Here is a 21,957-nt window from a genome sequence, read left to right as displayed (position 1 = left end):
CCTGATCTTGATCGCCTACCTGGGGTGCCATACCTGGGTCAGCGCCTTGCCGATTTCGGCGAGACCGGGGGCGGTGGTCATTCGCCAGTGGGTGGTTGGGACCGCGTGGTTGTCCAGCTTGCCGTGCACCAGCTCGGCCCAGATGGACGCACCGATCGAACCGGTGGCATCGTCGAGCGCCGCGGTGAAGTAGATGACATCGCCGTGGAAGCGGGCCGGACGATAGTCATTGCGCAGGACCACCGAATGTACGGCGGTATCCAGTACCCGGGTGAACCGCTCGGAGCCGAAGGAGGCGAACGGCTCGGGCAGCTCGACCAGTCGTTCGGCCAGCGCGTCCCAGTCCACGTCGGTGTCGAAGCCGAGGTCACCGGCCTGTTCACCGAGCAATCCGCCGATCAGCTCGGCCACCGGCACCGGCGAGCCCGCGCCCTGGGCGCGTTCGTCGGGCGGATCGGCCATATAACTGTCCATTACCGCGAGCGTGGCCACCCGCTGTCCCGCGCGCTGCAGCTGGACCGCGATCTCGTGCGCGAAGACACCGCCCATCGACCAGCCGAGCAGGTGATACGGCCCCTGCGGCTGGACCGAGCGGATCGCATCGACATAGATGCGCGCCCACTCCTCGATCGTGTCCGGTAGCACCGCCGCTGCGGCCAGCGTCGGCGCCTGCACGCCGTAGATCGGACGATCCGGATCTAGGGAGGCGGCCAGACCCGCGAACGACCACGCGATACCGGATACCGGATGGATGCAGAACAGCGGTTCGGCCGAACCGCTGGCCCGCAGCGGCAGCACCACATCGAAGGCCGCCTCGCCCTCGACCTGACCGCTGGCCCGGCGCGCCATCTCCGCGACGAATTCGCCCGGCGTCGGCGCGGTGAACACCCGCATCACCGGAATCTTCTCGCCGAGTACCGAACTCAGCCGCGCGGTGAGCTTGGTGGCGATCAGCGAGTTGCCGCCGCGTTCGAAGAAGTTGTCGTCCATACCGAATCGATCGAGCTCGAGCACCTGCGCGAAGACGGCGGCGACGGCTTCCTCGATCGGCGTGGCGGGCGCGCGGTACTGGCGTGCCTCGAATGCCGGATCGGGCAGCGCGCGCCGATCCAGCTTGCCGTTCGGTGTCAGCGGCATGACATCGAGCACCACGATCGCGGCGGGGACCATATAGCCGGTGAGGAATTCGGCCACCTGCGTGCGCAGTTCATCCGGATCGAGGCGGGCGCCGGAGGCGGGCACCACATAGCCGACGAGCTGATCGCCGAGGCGTTCGGTCGAGCGGACCAGGACGACGGACTGGCTGACCGATGGCTGGGCGAGTAGCGCGGATTCGATCTCGCCGAGCTCGATTCGGAAGCCGCGCAACTGGACCTGCTGATCACCGCGTCCGGCGTACGCCAGTCCGGTCACCTCGTCGAAGTTGCCCCAGCGCCCGAGGTCACCGGTGCGGTACATACGAGATCCCGCCGGGCCGAACGGATTCGCGACGAACCGCACCGCGGCCAGCCCCGGCCTGCCGAGATATCCCCTGGACAGCTGGGCCCCGGCCACATAGATCTCGCCCGGTGTACCGACCGGCACCGGATGCAACCGCTCGTCGAGGACATAGCCGTCCAGACCGGGCAGTGCGCGCCCGATCAGGCTGGCCGGATTGTCCGCGATCTGCTTGTCCAGCGCCAGGAACGATACGTGCACCGTGGTTTCGGTGATGCCGTACATATTGACCAGCCGCGGCGCGTCCGCGGGGTGGCGGTCGTACCAGCGCCGCAACTGGCGCAGATCCAGTGCCTCACCGCCGAATACGACGTGGCGCAGCGCGAAATCGCCTTCGGCCTCCGGTGCGGCCCGGTCGGCCTCGATGAGCTGGTAGAACGCCGACGGCGTCTGGTTCAGCACGGTCACCCGCTCGCGAATCAGCAACTCGCGGAACAGCTCCGGTGCGCGCGAGGTCGCGTAGTCGACCACCACGACGGTGCCGCCGGTGGCCAGTGCGCACCACAGTTCCCACACCGAGAAGTCGAAGGCGAAGGAGTGGAACAGCGTCCACACATCGGTCTCGTCGAAACCGAACAGCGGCTGGGTATTGGCACACAGCTCGACCACATTGCGGTGCGTGACGCCGACGCCCTTCGGCACACCGGTGGAGCCCGAGGTGTAGATGACGTAGGCCAGATTGTCCGGGAGCAGCGGTGCGCTGCGGTCGGCATCGCTGATCGGGCCATCGGCGAATTCCACTGTGTCCTCGAGCAAGATCACCGGCTGGTCGCCGACCGGCACATCGGCGCGCTGCGCCGCGGTGGTGAGCACGCAGACCGGAGCCGCGTCCGACAGCACGAAGGCCAGTCGCTGCGCCGGATAGGTGGTATCGATCGGCAGATAGGCCGCACCGGCGGTGAGCACGCCGAGCAGGGCGACCGGCAGCTCCTCGGTACGCGAAACCGCGACGGCCACCAGCGACTCCGGTCCGGCACCGGCGGCGATCAGCGCCCTGGCCACCCTATTCGCCCGCCGCCGCAACTGCGCGAAAGTCATTGCGGTGTCGCCGGAGCGGACGGCCACCGCATCCGGTCGCCGCCTGGCCTGATCGGCGATCAGCTCGGGCAGGGTCGCGGCGGGTACCCACGCACCGCGTGCATTCCATTCGCGCAACACACTGTCGCGTTCATCCGGTCCGAGCAGATCGATATCGCCTACGGTCACCGTGGCATCGGCGACCACCGCGGCGAGGATCCGACCAAATCGATCGGCGAAGCCCTGTGCGGTGGCGGCGTCGAACAGATCTGTCGCATAGGTGAATTCGGCCAGCATGCCCCGCGTATCACCGCGCGGGCCGACCCGCTCGGTGAGCGAAAGGCGCAGATCCACCGCGATCGGATCGGCGTCATCCTGGAAGCCCATCGCGACCTGGAACAGCGGATGTCGGCCGGGCACCCGGATCGGGTCGAGCACCTCGACGAGTTGGTCCAGCGGCACATCGACATAGGCGAATGCGGCGGCGTCGACCGGACCGATTGCGGCGAGCAACGCGTCGAAGGAAGCACCGGCGTCATATTCGGTACGCAGCACGACCGTATTGCCGAAACCATCAGTGATACTCGCGGTTTCGGTGCGGGTCCCGATCGCGATATCGGCCAGGCCGGACAGCCGCGCCAACAGCACCGTGAACGCCGCGTGCGCCACCACGAACATCGAGGTATTGCGCGTCTCGGCAAGTCGGCGCAGCCCGTCGTGCAGGTGCACGCCGATCTCGAACCCGACCCGGGCACCGGCATCGGACGGCACCGCCGAGCGCGGTCGATCCATCGGCAATGTCAGCTCATCCGGCAGACCCGCCAGTGCGGTGCGCCAGTACCGAACCTGGGTGAGCACGTCGGTGGCGACGCCATTGCGCACCGCGACAACCGAACGCTGTGGCGCGGTGACGAATTCGCCGAGCATGCCACGCAACCGTTGGGTGAGGGCCCGCGCCGCCGAATCGGCGACGGAATCGCCGCGGTAGAGCACCTCCACCCGCAGCCCGGCACCCAGTTCGGCTCGCACCGTGACCGGATAGTGCGTGTAGTCGACCGAACGCACCCCGGTGACCAGCAGGCCGTCGATCGCACTGCCCGCCTGCCGCAGGCCATCGGCATCGACCGGATACGACTCGTAGGCCACCAGCGAATCGAACAGTTCGCTGCCGCCCGCGACACCTTGGACCTCGGCCAACCCGAGATAGTGATGTTCGAGCAGTGCGGCCTGCTCCGCCTGCAGCTCGGTGAGCAGCCGCGAAACCGTTGTCGCCGAATCGAATCGGACCCGCACCGGGATGGTGTTGACGAAGAGGCCGACCATTTCGTCGACCCCGTCGAGCTGCGGTGGCCGACCGGATACCGTGACGCCGAAGACGACATCGTCACGGTCGGTGATACCGGCGACAACCACGCCCCATGCGGCCTGGAGCACGGTATTCACGGTGACCTCGGCCGCCGCGGCGAAGGCGGTCAGCGCCGCCGTCTCGGTCGCCGACAGCTCGAATGCCGACCTGCCGAAACCAGTGTCCGGCAACGCCGGTCGCACCAGCGCCGGGGCAAGTACCGTCGGCTCGACGCCCGCCAGCGCGGTATTCCATGCGCGCAGCGTGTTCTCCCGGTCCTGGCGCGCCAACCACGCCAGATAGTCGCGATAGGGCCGCGCGGCGGGCAGCTGCGCGGCCTCGCCCCTGGTCGCGTAGAGAACCAGCAGATCCTTCATCAGCAGCGGCATCGACCAGCCGTCGAGCAGAATGTGGTGCGCGGTCAGCACCAGCTGGGTGGCCCCGGATATGGTGCGGTACACCGTGAATCGCAGCAGCGGCGCGGTGGCCGGGTCGAATCCGGTGCGCTGGTCGGCGGCCAGCAGATCCGGCAGATCGGCATCCGGCACCTCGGTGACCATGCGCCACGGCACCCGCACGCCATCGGCGATCAGCTGCACCGGCCTACCGTCCGCGCCGATGGTGAAGGCGCTGCGCAGGTTCGGATGCCGGTCCAGTGCCGCCTGGGCGGCACGGTGCAGGCGATCGAGGTCGAGTTCGCCCGCGAGCCCGACCGCTACCTGGATGACATAGGGGTCCACCGAATCCGCCAGCATTTCCATCAAGAACAGCAGGCCGGTTTGCAGCGGCGACACGGGTAGCACATCGGCCAGGCCCGGATGGTCCGCGCGCCAGGCGTCGAGTTCGTGCTGGGTGGCATGGACGAGCGGCACATCCGATGGCGTCAGGCCACCGGCGGACGGGTCCGCGACGTGCCGGGCGACCGCGGTCAGGGCGGTCAGCCAGTCGTCGGCGAATTCGCGCACCGCCGCCTCGCCGAGGATTTCGCTCGCGTACTGGAACGCCACATCCATCCGTGGTCCCGCATCGGTATCGACGACGATCGCATTGATATCGACCACTGCATTCGCTGGCAGCGCGGGATCCTGGCCGCCGTCCAGCTCACCCAGCTCGCCGGACGGGAGCCAGCCCGGATCGGTCAGCCCCTCCGGCGCACCGCCAGCGGCCACTCGGCCCAGATAGTTGAAGCCGATCTGTCCGAGATCACCGGACAGCGCCTCGGCGGTCGCCGAATTGAGCTGGCGCAGTAGGCCGAAGCCGATGCCCCGCTCCGGCACCGCGAGCAGTTGTTCCTTCACCGACCGCAGCACCGCCGCGGTCTCCTCGGCAATTCCGGTGAGATCGAGCGCGACCGGGTACACGCTGGTGAACCAGCCGATCGTGCGCGTCAGATCGGCGCCGGGCACCGTGGTTTCCTCGCGGCCGTGACCCTCCAGCCGCACCTTGGTGACTTGGGCGTCGATACCGCGTCGGGCTCGCCAGGTCCGCACCGCCATGGCCAGCGCCGCGAGCAGACCGTCGTTGACGCCGCCCCGGTACCGCGCGGGCACCGTGGTGAGTACCGCATCGGCCACCTCGACCGGCACCTCGACGGTCACCTGCCGCACCGTCGCGTTGGTATCGACGGCGGGATCGAGTGCGCGATGGCCGAGCAGGGGATCCGGTGTGGCCAGCACATCGTGCCAGTAGTCGAGTTCGGCGATCCGCGATGGCGCGCCCGCTGCCTCGACCAGACCGTGTGCCCAGCGCCGGAACGAGGTGCCGACCTCGGGCAATGCGACCGTTATCCCCGCGGCGCGCTGCGCCCAGGCGGTCATGAGATCCGGGATCAGAATCCGCCACGACACCCCGTCGATCACATAGTGGTGCGCCGCGACGACGAGCAGATCGCGCCCGTCCGGCCTGCGCAGCCAGGTGCATCCGAGCATTCGGCCAGCGGCCGGATCCAGTGCCGCCAGCGCGGCGGCCACGGCGGCATTGCCGATTTGGTGCGGTGCCGCGTCGGCGGGCAGGTGCATCTCCGATACCGATGCCGATGCGTCGAGGGTTCCCGGTGCGGGCACCTCCTGGCGCCACCGACCGTCGCTGTGCCATACGCGGGCACGCAACATGTCGTGGTGATCGAGCACGGCGGTGAGGGTGGCGACCAGTCCGGCGCGATCGATACCCTCCGGCAGCGCGAGCACCATGGTCTGGGCGAATCGGCGCAACGATCCGGCTGCCAGAAATCCGGCGAGCACCGGCGTGATCGGGATTTCGCCGAGGCCGCCACCGGGCAGCTCGGCCAGCACCGTCGCCGCTGATTCCGTGCCGAGGACCGCGATCCGGGCCAGCCCCGCAACGGTTTTCTGCTCGAACACATCGCGCGGGGTGAAGCTGATTCCGGCCGACTTGGCCCGTGCCACCAGCTGGATCGAGACGATGCTGTCGCCGCCGATGGCGAAGAAGGAATCGTCGGCACCGACCTGCGGTACGCCCAGGACCTGGGCGAACAGCTCGGCGATCCGCGATTCCAGCGGACCCGACGGCAGCCGCGACACCGTGGCCGTCAACTCCGGCTCGGGCAGTGCGTCGCGGTCGAGTTTGCCGTTGGCGGTCAACGGGATCGCGTCGAGGACGACGACGGTGGACGGCACCATATGCGATGGCAGCACGCGCGCCGCGAACTCCGTGAGCCCCTGCGGATCGACCGTGCGGCCGGTCGCCGCGAGCACATAGGACACCAGCGCCGTGCCACCCGCCGCCGTCGCGCGGCCGATGGTGACCGCGAATTCGACGTCCTCGTGGCCGCCGAGCACCGCATCGATCTCACCGAGTTCGACACGGAAGCCGCGGACCTTCACCTGGAAGTCGCTGCGGCCCACATAGTCCAGCTCGAACGCGGTGGCACCGGCTGACGTGTACCAGCGGACCAGGTCACCGGTGCGATACATCCGCGCACCCGGCTCGCCCCACGGATCGGCCACGAAGCGCGCTGCGGAAAGTCCGGGCCGATTCCGGTAGCCGCGCGCCAGCGCACCACCCGCCAGATACAGCTCACCCGTCACGCCGGGCGGAACCGGATTCAGCCGCGCGTCGAGTACCAGCGCGGACATGCCGTTGACCGGCTTACCGATCGTAATGTGCTGTCCTGCGGTCAATTCCGCGTACGAGGAGATGATGGTGGTTTCGGTCGGGCCGTAGCCGTTGTAATACCGGCGCCCCGGCTGCCACTTGGCCAGCAGTTCGGGAGTGGTCACATCGCCACCGACGGACAGCATTTCGAGCTGATCCAACCCGGCCGGATCCACCGTGCCGAGCACCGCCGGAGTGATGATCGCGTGCGTCACCTGCTCGGTGCGCAGCAGGTCGCCGAGTTCGGCGCCGCCGATCACCTTCGGCGCCACGATGACCAGGGTCGCACCGCTCGAGAAGGCACACAGCCATTCGAGCACCGATGGGTCGAAGCTCGGCGAGCAGATGTGCAGGAAGCGATGGTGCGACTCGAGCCGGTACAGCGCTACCGCGTGATCGAGCAGACCGCCGAGACCGGCGTGGGTGACGGTGACGCCCTTGGGCATACCCGTCGAACCCGAGGTGTAGATGACGTATGCCGGATGGTGCAGTTTCAGCGGCGTGATCCGGTCGGTGTCGGTCACCGGTGCGGCGGACCGGCTGGCGCACAACGCATCCGTCTCGGCGTCATCGAGCGCGAGCCAGTGCACGTCACCGGGTAGGCCGGGAAGGTAATCAGCGGCGGTGAGCCCGAGGATCGCGGCCGAGTCGGTCAGCAGGTACCGCACCCGATCCACCGGATAATTCGGATCGACCGGCACATGCGCACCACCGGCCTTCGACACCGCCAAGACGGCCGCAACCATCTCGTACGAGCGCGGCAAGGCGACCGCCACCAGGCTTTCCGGACCGACACCTCGCTCGATAAGCACCCTGGCCAACCGCGATGAGTACTCGTCCAGCTCGCGGTAACTGATGGAACGCCCTTGATAGCGAACCGCCGTCCGACGGGCTCCATGGCGCAGTCCACGCACCAGCAGATCCGGCAACAACCCACCGGCCATCACATCGTCCGGCTGCACCCGGGTCAGCGATTCGACCTCGGATTCGGCGAGCATCGGCAGCTCACCCACCGGTACATCCACACTCGCGACGATCCCCGCCAACAGTCGCACGAACCGGTCCGCGAAGGCTCGCACCGTCGCGTCATCGAAAAGGTCACGCGCGTAGGAGAACGCGGCCACCATGCCAGCACTCGACTCGCGAATCACCAGCGACAGATCGAATTTCTCGATCGCGATATCGAAATCGACCGGGGCGACCCGCAATCCGGGCAGCTCGAAGGAACTCTCCGGCAGATTCTCGAACGACAGCGCCACCTGGAACAGCGGATGCCGCGACGTCGAGCGCTCCGGCTCGAGCAGATCCACCAAACGCTCGAAGGGGATATCCGCATGCGCGAACGCCTGTAGGTCGACGTTTTTGACGTGCGCGAGCAGTTCGGCGAAGGTATTCGCACCCGGCACCTCGGTGCGCAGCACCAGCGTATTCACGAACATGCCGATGACATCGTCGAGTTCGGCCGCACCGCGTCCGGCGACCGGCGTACCGATGGCGATATCGTCGGTGCCCGATAGTCGCGCGAGCAATACCGCGAGAGCGGCGTGAACCACCATGAACAGCGTGGCATTGTGCTCGCGAGCGATATCGACGAGCGCTCGGTGCAACTGCGGATCGATGACGATATCGCAGTGCCCACCGACGAACGAGCGGACCGCTGGCCGGATCCGATCCGCGGGCAGGTTCAGCTCGTCCGGTAGCTCCGCGAGCGCCTGCCGCCAGTACAACATCTGCTGTCCGGCAAGGGAATCCGGATCCGATTCGGAACCGAGTACGGCGCGCTGCCAGATCGCGAAGTCGGCGTACTGCACCGGCAATGGCGTCCACGCCGGAGCCGATCCGCCGCCGCGCGCGACATAGGCGAGCATCAGATCACGGGTCAGCGGACCCATCGACCAGCCATCGGCGCTGATGTGATGCGCCACCACTACCAGCACATGATCGCCATCGCAGCGCAGCAGTGCGACACGCACCGGCACCTCGGCGGTCACATCGAAGCCGGTACCGACCAGCTCGGTGATCCGCTCGCGCAGCTCGCCCGCGGTGACATCTTCCGGGGCCAGGTCGGCAACCGCCTGTCCCACGGGCAGGACCACCTGATGGGCAATGCCGTCGCGGGCCGGGTACACGGTGCGCAGCACCTCATGCCTGGCCACCACATCGGTGACGGCCAGCCGTAGTGCGTCGATATCCAGCGCACCGGACAGCCGCACCGCCACCGGCACGTTGTACACCGGTGATGCGGTATCGAACTGGTTCAGGAACCACATCCGCTGCTGTGCCAGTGACAATGGCACCGGCTGCGGTCGCGGACCCGCGATCAATGGCGCCCGCCCACCGGAGCCGACCCGCTGCTCGACCCGGACCGCCAGTGCGGCAACAGTGGTCGCCTCGAACAACATCCGCACCGGCACCTGCGTATCCAGTGCTGTACCGACACGCGCCGCCACCTGCGTGGCGACCAGCGAATTGCCGCCGAGCGCGAAGAAGTCGTCGTCGATCCCAACGCGATCCACCCCGAGCACATCGGTGAACACCGCGGCGATGATCTCCTCGATCGGCGTGGACGGCGCGCGAAAGACTCGCGTCTCGAACTCCGGTGCGGGCAATGCCTTTCGATCCAGCTTGCCGTTGGCGGTGCGCGGAAGTTCGGCCAGGACCACGTAGGCGGCAGGCACCATATAGGACGGCAGCGCACCGCTCAGCGCCGACTTCACCCGCGCCACATCGATATCGGTCGCCGCGGGAACCAGATACGCGACCAGCCGGTCACCCGTGCGCGGATCGGCATCGGCGATGACCGCCGCCTGCGCGATCTGCGGTATCGCGGTCAACACCGCCTCGATCTCGCCGAGTTCGATCCGGAACCCGCGAATCTTCACCTGGAAGTCGGTGCGGCCCCGATACTCCAAACCCCCTGCGGCATTCCACGCCACCAGGTCACCCGTGCGGTACATGCGCGCGCCCGGCTGGAACGGGTTCGCCACGAACCGCTCCGCCGTCAGATCCACCCGCCCGAAGTAGCCGCGCGCCAATTGCGCACCGGCCAGGTACAACTCTCCGGAGACGCCAACCGGCACCGGCCGCAAACGCGAATCCAGCACGTAGACACGACTGTTCCACTCCGGGGCACCGATCGGCACCGATACCGTGTCCGCATCGGTCACCCGATGGCTGGTGATGGATACCGCCGCCTCGGTCGGACCGTACAGATTGAACAGTTCCTTCTGCGGATAGGTCGCCCGGAACCGCTGCGCCAGACAGGCGGGCAGCGCCTCACCGATCACCAGCACGCGCCGCAGTGTGAACGGCAGCCGACCGGTCGTCAACAGCGCATCCAGCATCGATGGCACGGCATGCAGGGTGGTCACCGATTCCCGTGCCATCAGGTCGTTCAGATAGGCGGGGTCGCGGTGTCCGTCCGGCGCGGCGAGCACCAATCGGCCGCCGCAGACGGCCGCCGACCAGAACTCCCATACCGAGAGATCGAAGGTGGCAGCCGTCTTCAACAGCACCGCATCACCCGGACCGAGCACGAATTCGCCTGTCTTCCACAGCAATTGGTTGACGATCGCGGCATGCGACACCGCAACGCCCTTCGGGCGACCCGTCGAGCCCGATGTGAAGATCACGTACGCGGTATTGACAGCGCGCAGCGGCGCGATCCGATCACGGTCCTCGATCGGCGTCGCGGCCAACCGGGCGAGGTCGAGCCGGTCCAGCCGGACCACCGGTGCGATGGCGGTATCGAAGGACGTTTCGGCATTGGTCAGTACGCAGACCGGTGCCGCGGAGCCCAATATGTAGTCGGTGCGCGCCGCGGCCTGATCCGGATCCACCGGCACATACGCGGCACCGGATTTGGCCACCGCATACATCGCGACGACCAGATCCACCGACCGCCGCAGGGCCAGCGCCACCCGCGACTCGGGTCCGATACCACGCGAAATCAGATGCCGCGCAAGACGATTCGACCGCGCATCCAACTCACCATAGGTGACCGGCTCGCCATCGGCACCCATCAGCGCCACCGCGCCCGGTGTCGCGGCGACGGTCGCATCGAACAGCGAGACCAGCGTCGCCGTCGGGTCCACCGCATGGTCGGTCGCATTCCGGCCGGATACCAGTTCGGTCCGTTCCGCGGCATCGAGCAGTTCCAATTCGCCGACGACCACACTCGGCGTGGCGCTGATCTCGCCGAGCATCCGCACGAAACGCGCCACGAAACGTGCGACCGTCGCCTCGTCGAACAGATCGCGCGCGTAGGTGACCGCACCCCGGATACCAGCGGGTCGACCGGCCTCGTCGTACTGATCGCCGACGATCCAGTGCAGATCGAACTGCGATACCGCCGCATCGAAATCCACGCCCGAGACGGTCAGTCCGGGTAGCTCCAGATTCGTCGCGGCCAGATTCTGGAACGACAATCCCACCTGGAACAGCGGATGCCGCGCCGTGGAGCGCACCGGATTGAGCACCTCGACGAGCCGTTCGAACGGCACATCGGCATTCGCGAATGCCGCGAGATCGGTCTCGCGCTGCCGCGCGAGCAATTCGGTGAACGGCGCGGACTCATCCACCCGGGTCCGGAACACCAGGGTATTGACGAACATGCCGATCAGCTCGTCCAATGCCGCAGCACCGCGTCCGGCCACCGGCGTGCCGACGGCGATGTCATCGGTGCCCGACAACCGGGCCAGCAGTACCGCCAATGCCGCGTGTACGAGCATGAACAGCGTCGCACCCTCGGCGCGCGCCAATTCGGCCAGCGCCCGGTGGGTTTCGGCATCGATATGCACCGCGACCTTGCCACCGGCGAAGGACTGCACCGCGGGCCGTGGCCGATCCATCGGCAGCTCGAGCTGATCCGGCAGCCCCGCGAGCGCGTCGCGCCAGTAGGCGATCTGCCCGGCCGCCAGCGATTCCGGATCGTTTTCACTGCCCAGCAGCTCGCGCTGCCAGATGCTGTAGTCCGCGTACTGCACCGGCAGCGGCGCCCAGCCCGGCTCCGAACCCGCCGATCGAGCGGCGTAGGCGGTCATCAGATCCCGGGTCAACGGCCCGATCGAGCTGCCGTCACCGGCAATGTGGTGCACCACCAGCGCAAGTACGAATTCGGCTGGCGCAGCTGCCGTCTCGACCTCGAAGAGCCCGGCCCGCAGTGGCACTTCGACGGTCACCTCGAAGGTGGTCGAGAGCAGTTCGCGCACCGCGGGTTCGAGCTGTTCGGCCGGCACCGTTCGAACCATCAGCTCGGGTACCGCCGCGGGCAGGATCAGCTGCACCGGACCGGCTTCGGTCTGCGGATACACCGTCCGCAGCACCTCGTGACGGGCAACGAGATCCGCGACCGCCGCCCGCAGCGCCGCCACATCGAGCGCACCGGTGAGCCGCACGGCGATCGGAATGTTATAGGCCGCCGAAGTCGGATCGAACCGGTTCAGGAACCACATCCGCTGCTGGGCCAGCGACAGCGGAATGGCATCCGGTTGCGGACCGGCGCGCAAGGCCCGGCGGGCGCCGGTCCCGGCGTACTGCGCGACCGCGGCGGCGAGCCCGGCGACGGTCGGTTCCTCGAAGAGCAGGCGCACCGGCGCCATGGCATCCAGCGCCTCCCCGACGCGCGCCATCAACTGCGTGCCGAGCAGCGAGTTGCCACCGAGTGCGAAGAAGTCGTCATCCGCGCCGACCGGCACATCCAGTGCCAGGACCTCGGCGAAGAGCTCGGCGATCACCGGCTCCGCCGCACCCGAGGGCGCGCGGAAGGCCTTGGTAGCCAATCGAGGTGCGGGCAGCGCCCGCCGATCCAACTTGCCGACCGGGGTCAGCGGAATCTCGTCGAGTTCCATAATGGCGCTGGGCACCATATGGGCAGGCAACTTCCGCGCGGCCAGCGCGGTCAATTCGGCGGTATCGACCGATTTGCCGTCGGCTGTGCGCACATATGACACCAGAACCGTTGCGCCGCTGTCCTGTTCATGTCCGACGGTGACCACGAACCCGACGCTGTCGTGCGCGGCCAGCACCGCATCGATCTCGCCGAGCTCGATCCGGAACCCACGGATCTTCACCTGGAAATCGTTGCGCCCCAGGTATTCCAGCTCCCGATCCGCCGTCCAGCGCACCAGATCGCCGGTTCGGTAGAGCCGGGCGCCGGGCGCGCCGAACGGATCGGCCACGAACCGGGCGGCGGTCGGTCCCGGCTGGCCGTGATAGCCGCGGGCCACCTGCGCACCGGAAATGTACAGTTCGCCGACGACCCGGCCCGGTACCGGCGCAAGCTCCTCATCCAGCACGTATTCGGTGATTCCGCGAATCGGCGCACCGATGGTCACCGGCTGCCCGGGTGCCATCGGCGCACTGATATTGGTCATCATGGTGGTCTCGGTTGGCCCGTACCCATTGAAGAATTCCCGGATCACGCCATTCGCGATCGGCACTGCCCAGCGCTGCACCAACTCCGGCGGACAGGTCTCACCACCCGCGACCACCACACGCAACTCGTCCAACCCCTCGGGCGGCAGCGAGGCGAGTGCGGCGGGGGTGATGAAGGCGTGGGTCACCCGCTCCCGACGCAGCACCGCGGCCAATTCCGCACCGCCGTAGACCGTCGGCGCGGCAACCACCATCGTCGCGCCCCGGCTCAGCGCGAGTAGCAATTCCAGCACCGACGCGTCGAACGAGGGTGAGGCGAAATGCAGTGGGCGCGAATCGGATGTCAGCCGATAGCGCTCGCGCTGCTCATCGCAGAAGTTCGAAAGACCGGCCTGGGTGACGACCACACCCTTGGGCGTGCCGGTCGATCCCGAGGTGTAGATGACATAGGCCGGATGTTCGGCGCGCAATTGCCGCATCCGGTCCGCGTAGGTGACCGGCTCCGCCGAAAATCCCGCGACCCGCTGCTCGAACTCCGCGGTATCGATGGTGAGCCACTGCGGCCCATCCGGTAGCCGCGCGCCGACCGAGGCCACGGTGAGGCCGAGTGCCGCACCGGAGTCCGACAGCATGCGGGCGACGCGATCGGCCGGATAGTTCGGGTCGACCGGCACGAATCCGGCACCGGCCTTGGCGATCGCCCACACCGCGACAACCGACTCCACCGACCGTGGCATGCCGACCGCGACCAGATCCTCCGGCCCCACACCGGCCTCGATCAGCAAGCGCGCCAGGCGAGTCGACCGGTCATCCAGTTCGGCATAGCTCAGCCGCGCCGATGTCGTTGTCGCATCGGCGAGGACGATCGCGACTCCCGCCGGATTGGCCTCCACGGCGGTGGTCAGCAACTGCGGCAGGGTCTTGATCCGCGGGCGTCGAGTCCGGTTGAGCCGCTCGCGATCCGGCCGCGTCATGCGCCGAACCCCGGTCGCGCACGGCGCGCGCACGCCACCAACACACATTCGAACAGGCCGACCATCAGGGAGCTACTTCCTCGGGTTTGTCGTTACATCACCACCCCCGCGCCAGATCACCACCCCCACGCATTGTCGAACCCTCAGCGCCACCCCACCGAAAGCAACTCGTCGAGCAAGACCACCGCGGACGACCCCGGCAGCGCGACCCCGGCGGATGATCCGCGTTCGAGCACTACCGCCCGCAGATCCGCGAGCCGGGTCGTATCAATGGCATCCAGCGCGGCCCGATCGGCGATCAGATGAGTCACCCATTCCTCGGCGAGTGAGGCGCCGAGATCGGTCTCCGCACCCGGCACCACGATCAGACCGGCCCCGGTCGCGCCCACACCGACCACCTCGAGCAACGCCGCCGCCGAATCGGAACGACCGTGCTGGAAGGTGCGTGATTCGAAGGTCAGCCCGGTGCGAATGCGCAGCCGATCCGCCGCGGTCGCCACCTCGTCATAGCTCATCCGCACCCCGGTCGCGGCGACCACGAGGGCCGGATGCGATCCGCTCAGCACCCCGGTCCGATTCGCATGGTTGACCGGTCGCGCCGATTGCGCGGCGATTTCGGCGATGGTCGCGGGATCGTCGAGCCGCAGCCAGTCGATGCCGCTGCCGACCGGATCGGCGCCGGTGGTCAACCCGATCCGCACCTCGGGCCCGGCGGGCACCGCTTCCCCGGCCGAGGCGAGCAGCACCAGCGCCGCCCCCGCCTTGAGTACCGCCCAGGCCGCCACCGCCCAGTCGGCACCACGATCCAACCGGATCGCGACACCGGTGCCCGGTCCGCAACCGCGCTCGATCAGCACCCTGGCCAGCCGCGAGGATCGGGCGTCGAGGTCCCGGTACGGCATTTCCCGCTCGCCCCACACCAGGGCGGGTGCGTCCGGATCGTCCTCGACCGCGGCGGTCAGCAGGTGGGTCAGCTCGGTTCCGCCGGTGACCGCATCGGACTGCGTGGCCCCCGCGGTGAGCACCTCATCGCGCTCGTCGGCGTCGAGAATATCGATGCCACCGATGCGCGCCCGCGGATCGGCGACCACCGCGGCCAGAATGCGCTCCAGCATGCGCCCGAGCCCGCGCACCGTCGATTCCTCGAAAAGGTCGGTGGCATAGGTGAATACGATGACCAGCTCACCGGGCCTGCCGTCGGCGAGCTGACGCGGTTCGACGACCACCTGCAGATCGAGTTTCGCGACGATATCGCCCGCGTCCAAGGCCGCGACGGTCAGCTCCGGCAGCTCCGGACTCGGCTGCTCCAGATTCTGGAACGCCAGCATCACTTGGAACAGCGGATGCTGCGATGCCGCGCCACGGCCGGGTGCCACCGCCTCGACGACCCGCTCGAACGGCAGGTCCGCGTGCGCGAACGCGGCCAGATCCGTTGCCCGCGTGTGCTCGACGAGTTCGTCGAAGGCCATGCCGCGGTCGACCGCGGTGCGCAGTGTCAGCGTGTTGACGAACATGCCGACCAGATCGTCCAGCGCCCGCTGACCGCGACCGGAGATCGGCGAACCGATCGCAATATCCGAGCCGCCGGACAGCCGGGCGAGCAGCACCGCCAGTGCGGCGTGCACCACCATGAACAGCGAGGATCGATGCTCGCGCGCGATACGGACGAGACCTTCGTGCACCTGGGCGGGTACGGTCCAGCCGACGGACGCACCGCGACCCGACGGTGCTGCCGGGCGTTGGTGGTCCAGCGGCAGCACCGGTGCCGTCGACAGCCCGGAAAGCTGCTCGCGCCAGTACGCCAATTGCCGTGCGGCCACCGAGTTCTCATCGTCCTCGATACCGATGACCGCGCGCTGCCAGAGCGCGTAATCCGCGTACCGCACCGCGAGCGGCGACCAACCGGGCGCGGTGCCGCCGACGCGGGCGAGATAGGCGGTCGCCAGATCCCGAGCCAACGGCGCGAGGGAGGCACCGTCGGCCGAAATGTGGTGCACGACAACGACGAGCACATGCTCATCCGCTGCGGCATCGACCAGCAGCCGGGCCCGCACGGGTGCCTGTTCGGTGACGTCGAATCCGGCCGAGGCCAGCTCGACCACCCGGCCGAGGATATCGGCGGCGGTCTCGACCTCGAGTCCATTCGGCAGCACCTCGGCGACCGGCAGTATCTCCTGATACGCCTGCCCACCGGTGCCCGCCGTCGGGAACCGGGTGCGCAGCGCATCGTGGCGCATCAGCACATCCTCGACCGCCCGGCGCAGCGCCCCGACATCGAGCGTGCCGGTCAGCCGGATCGCGAAGGGCAGGTTGTACGCCGGGGACTCCGGATCGATCCGGTTGAGCACCCATATCCGTTGCTGGGCAAGGGAAAGCGGGACTCGCGCGGGTCGTTCGGCCCGGGTCAGCGGCACTCGGGCCGCCGCCGCGCAGCCGGTGCCGGGGACGACCCGGTCCGCCAGTCCGGCGACGGTCGAGGTCTCGAACAGATCGCGCACCGCGACATTCGTCTCGAGCGCATCGTTGATCCGCGCGACGACCCGGGTGGCCAGCAGTGAATTGCCGCCGAGCGCGAAATAGTCGTCGTCCAGACCGACCCGTTCCATGCCGAGCACCTCGGCGAAGACGGCCGCGACGATCTCCTGCGTCGAAGTGATCGGGGCACGGAACTCGCACGCGGTGAAGGTCGGCGCGGGCAGCGCCTTGCGATCGAGTTTGCCGCTGGTATTCAACGGAAAGTCGTCCAGCACCACGATGGCGGCCGGCACCATATATGCCGGAAGCACTTCGGCGACCGCACTCAGCAATTCTGCTGGCTCGACCTGTTGGCCGGGCAGCGGCACCACATATCCGACCAGCTGGTCACCCGTGGGCGTGACCACCGCGACGGACTGGCACACCGAGGGCTGGGCGAGCAACGCCGTTTCGATCTCGCCGAGTTCGATGCGCTGGCCGCGGAACTTCACCTGGAAGTCGGTGCGGCCCAGATATTCCAACCGGTGCGGATGCTCGCGCCAGACGACGAGGTCACCGGTGCGGTACATCCGCGCACCCGCGGTGAACGGGTCGGCGACGAAGCGGTCCGCCGTCAGATCGGGCCGGGTCACATAGCCGCGCGCCAGCTGGACACCGGCCAGATACAGCTCACCGACGACACCCGCTGGCACCGGCCGCAATCGCGAATCCAGCACATAGACCCGAGAGTTCCACTGCGGCAGGCCGATCGGCACACTGGTCTGGTCCAACACCTGCGCCCGCCACGCGGTCACCGATACCGCCGCCTCGGTCGGCCCGTACAGGTTGTGCACCGACGCATCCGATACCGCGCGCACCGCGGTCACCGTCTCCGGCGGCAGCGCCTCGCCGATCACGAAGATATCGCGCAGCGTCGGGCAGGATCCCGGTGTCAGGTGCGCGGCGAAGACCGCCAGCATCGACGGCACGAAGTCGGTGACGGTAACCCGTTGCGCGGCAATCGTTTCCGCGAGATAGGCGGGGTCGCGGTGGCCATCGGGCGTGGCGACCACCAGCTCGGCACCGGCCCGCAGCGGCATGAAGTATCCCCACAGGGATACGTCGAATGTCGTGGCGGTCTTCTGCAGATACACATCATCGGGACCGAGCGGATAGTGCGCGAGCATCCACTTGATCTGGTTATCGATGGCCGCGTGGGTGACCGCAACGCCTTTCGGCCGTCCGGTGGACCCCGAAGTGAAGATCACGTAGGCGGGATTGTCCAACGATACCGGCCGCAGCAGTTCATCGGCCGCCACCGGCATTCCCGAGAATGCCCCCAGCTCAACGGCATCCAGATAGACAACCGGAATACCGTCCGAGACCGCGACCACATCCGAGGTCGTCAGCACGCAGACCGGTGCCGCGGTGTCGAGAATGTGCGCGATCCGCTCCCTGGGGTGATCCGGATCCAGCGGCACGTACGCACCACCGGCGGTGACAATCGCATACATGCCGACCACCAGGTCGAGCGAACGCCGAACCGCCAGTCCCACCAGGGATTCCGCGCCGACACCGCGCTGGATCAGCAACCGCGCGAGCCGGTTGACGCGCTCGTCGAATTCCCGATAGGTGAGCTCGGTCCCCTCATAGGCCACCGCGATCGCATCCGGATACGCCAGTGCGGCACGTCGATACCCATCGAGCAGCAATTCCGGGGCAACCGGGTGCGCGGTATTGTTCCAGTCTCGCAGGATCCGCTGCCGCTCCGCGGGCTCGAGCAGCTCGATCTCCCCGACCGCCCGATGCGGATCCTCGGCCACCATGGTCAGCACGCGGTGCAACCGCTGGGCAAAGCCCGCCACCGTCGCCTCGTCGAAGAGGTCGGTGGCATAGGTGAACGACGCCGCCAAACCATTCGCCGCGCCATTGTCATCGCGCGGCACCACGGTCAGTTCGAGGTCGAATTTCGCCTGCACGACACCGAGATCGATGCCCGATACGGTCAGTCCCGGCAGTTCCAGCTCCGGCTGCGCCATGTTCTGGAAGGTCAGCATCACCTGGAACAGCGGATGCCGCGCCATCGACCGCACCGGATCGAGCAGTTCGACAAGTCGCTCGAATGGCACATCGGCATGTCCCAAGGCCGCCACATCGGTGCGCCGAACGGCGCGCACCAGCTCGTCGAACGATCGTTCGGGATCGACATCGGCGCGCAGCACCAGCGTATTGACGAACATGCCGATCAAATCGTCGAGTGCGGTCTCCCCGCGACCGGCAACGGGAGTTCCGATGGCGATATCGGTGGTTCCGGCCAGTCGCGACAGCAGTACCGCGAACGCGGCGTGCACCACCATGAACAGCGTCGAATTATGGCTTCGCGCCAGCCGCTCCAGCGCGGTATGCACCTGGGCATCGATCTCGAAGGCGAAGACCGCACCGCGGCTGGACAGCACCGCGGGCCGCGGCCGATCGGTGGGCAGCGCCAATTGCTCGGGCAGTCCGGCCAATTCGGCGCGCCAGAAGGCGATCTGCCGCGCGAGCAGCGATTGCGCATCGTCTTCGGTGCCCAGCATTGCCCGCTGCCAGATCGCGTAGTCGGCGTACTGCACCTCGAGTGGCTGCCACTGCGGTCGCGCACCGCCCGCCCGCATCGAATAGGCGGACATGAGGTCACGCACCAGCGGTCCCATGGAGCTTCCGTCGGCCGCGATATGGTGCACCACGCACACCAGCACCTGGTCGGATTCGCTGAGCCGCACCAGTCGCAAGCGGATCGGCGGTGCGACACAGACATCGAATCCGGCGACGGCCGCGGCGGTTACCAGCTCGGGCAGATCCGCCGCCGTCGCGGCGACGAGCTCGAGTTCCGGTACCGCGCGGGCGTCCTCGATCGGCAAGACGAGTTGACTGCCCACGCCATCGATCTCCGGATACACCGTCCGCAGCACCTCGTGCCGCAGCACCAGATCGCGCGCCGCGGCCCGCAAAGCGTCGATATCCAGCACACCGGACAACCGCACCGCGAGCGGGATGTTGTTGACACCGCTGGCCGGATCGAATCGGTTCAGGAACCACATCCGCTGCTGCGCATAGGACAGCGGAACCCGCGCTGCGCGCGGCTGCGCCCGCAGCGCGTGCTCGGCCGAGGCACCGATATGTGCCGTCAGCCGCTGCGCGAGTTGGGCGACACCGGGTGCCTCGAAGACCAACTGCACCGGCACCCGCGTGCCCAGTGCGGCCCCGATTCGCCCGGCGGCCTGCGCGGCCAGCAGCGAGTTGCCGCCGAGTGCGAAGAAGTCGTCATCGACACCGACCCGCGCAGCAGTGTCCGATTCACAGTGCCCCGCGTGGATGCGCGTATCCCCTCCGGGTTCCGGCGCCGACGGCCCCCCACTGCCAATCGCCTCCGTGCCCGTTGCTCGCGCTGCGGAACCATCGGCGAGCAACAGCGCCGCGAACACATCGGCGATGACCTGCTCCACCCGCGTCGACGGTGCGCGGAACTCGCGCGCGGCGAAGACCGGATCCGGCAGCGCGGCCCGATCCAGCTTGCCCACCGGCGTCAATGGAATCTCGTCGAGCACCACAATGGCCGCGGGCACCATGAACGCGGGCAGCGACCGCTCGAGCGCGGTCACCAGGTCGGCGGTATCCACGACCGCCCCGGCGCGCGGCAGCACATAGGACACCAGCGCGGTCACGCCGGACGGCAGGCTCCGGCCGAGAGTGGCCGCGAAGTCGACATCCGGATGCGCGGTAAGCGCACTATCGATCTCACCGAGCTCGATGCGCAAACCGCGAATCTTCACCTGGAAATCGGAGCGGCCCAAACACTCCAGCACCCCGCCGTCGCCGCGCCGCACCAGATCTCCGGTGCGATACAAACGCGCACCCGGACAATCGGCTTCCGCACCGAACGGACTGGCCACGAACCTTTCCGCGGTCAGTCCGGGCCGTCCGAGATAGCCCTGCGCGAGCGCGGGCCCGGCCAGATAGAGCTCGCCGACAACACCTGCTGGCACCGGACGCAGGCGCGAATCCAGTACAAAAGCCCCGACACCCGCGATGGTGCCGCCCAGGGTGACCGGCGCACCGGGCACCATCTGCCCGGTGGTGACCATGACCGTCACCTCGGTCGGGCCATACGCATTGAAAACGGCCCGGCCATCGCGAGCCCAACGGTCGACCAGTTCGGTGCCCAGTTTGTCGCCACCGGTGACCACTACCCGCAGCTCGTCCAACCCGGCCGGATCGACCGATTCCAGCGCGCCCGGGGTGATCAGCAGATGCGTCACCCGCTCCCGGCGCAGCAGATCCGCCAGTTCGACACCGCCGAACACCGTCGGCGGCGCGATCACCAGCGTCGCACCCGCCGAGAAGGTGAACAGCAGCTCCATCAGCGAGAAGTCGAAGCTCGGCGAGCTGAGATGGGTGACCCGCGAAGCACCGGTCAGCGCGTACTGCTGCCCGACCGCGGCCAGCCCGGCCAATCCGGCGTGCGTGACCACGACGCCCTTGGGCCGACCGGTGGAACCCGAGGTGTAGATGACATAGGCCGGATGCCGTTCATCCAGGCGACGAACCCGATCGGCATAGGAGATCGGCCGTTCGGGCCGGTCGGCGATCCGCGCGGCGACCACCGGATCGTCCAGTTCGATCCAGTGGACCGCATCGCCGAGCGCCGCCCGGTGCGCCGATATGGTCAGCCCGAGCACGGCGCCGGAATCCGACACCATATGCGCGATCCGCTCGGCGGGATAGGCCGGATCGACCGGAACATAGGCCGCGCCGGTCTTCGCGATCGCCCACACCGCGAGGACCGATTCGACCGAGCGGGCCAGCGCGGTAGCCACAATGTCGCCGGGGCCGATGCCGCGCGCGATCAGCTCCCTGGCCAGCCGTGCGGACGCCTCGTCGAATTCGCGATAGGTCAGCTCGCGCTGTTGGGCCGTATCACCGGTGGGGTCGAAGCGGATGGCCACCGCATCGGGGGCGGCGTCAACGGCGGCCGTGAGCAGCTGCCCGAGCAGTGGGGCGCTGGCGCGGAGTCGACGGCTGGTCCGAACAGATCGACGCGCCCTATCCATTCGAAACCATTTGCCTTTCACATCGAACATCGCAGCGCCGAACATCGGACGCGGAATACCGCCGCCGTGCTCGCCGCCACGTAACGCAATC

1 protein-coding gene and 1 pseudogene are annotated in these 21,957 nt (G+C 68.0%); both read right to left on the bottom strand.

Annotated features, from left to right (window positions below; translation table 11 throughout):
* Positions 1 to 15 precede the first annotated feature (15 nt).
* A pseudogene (locus ACWEO2_RS25185) lies at positions 16 to 14,244 on the bottom strand (amino acid adenylation domain-containing protein); the annotation flags it as partial.
* 221 nt (positions 14,245 to 14,465) lie between these two features.
* Entirely contained in the window at positions 14,466 to 21,866 is a 7,401-nt protein-coding gene (locus ACWEO2_RS25180) for an amino acid adenylation domain-containing protein (protein ID WP_452407547.1), read from the bottom strand.
* Positions 21,867 to 21,957: the final 91 nt, after the last annotated feature.

This window comes from Nocardia sp. NPDC004278, assembly GCF_053602975.1.
Note: the sequence above shows the minus strand (reverse complement) of the source record. Positions and strands in the feature narration are given on the sequence as shown.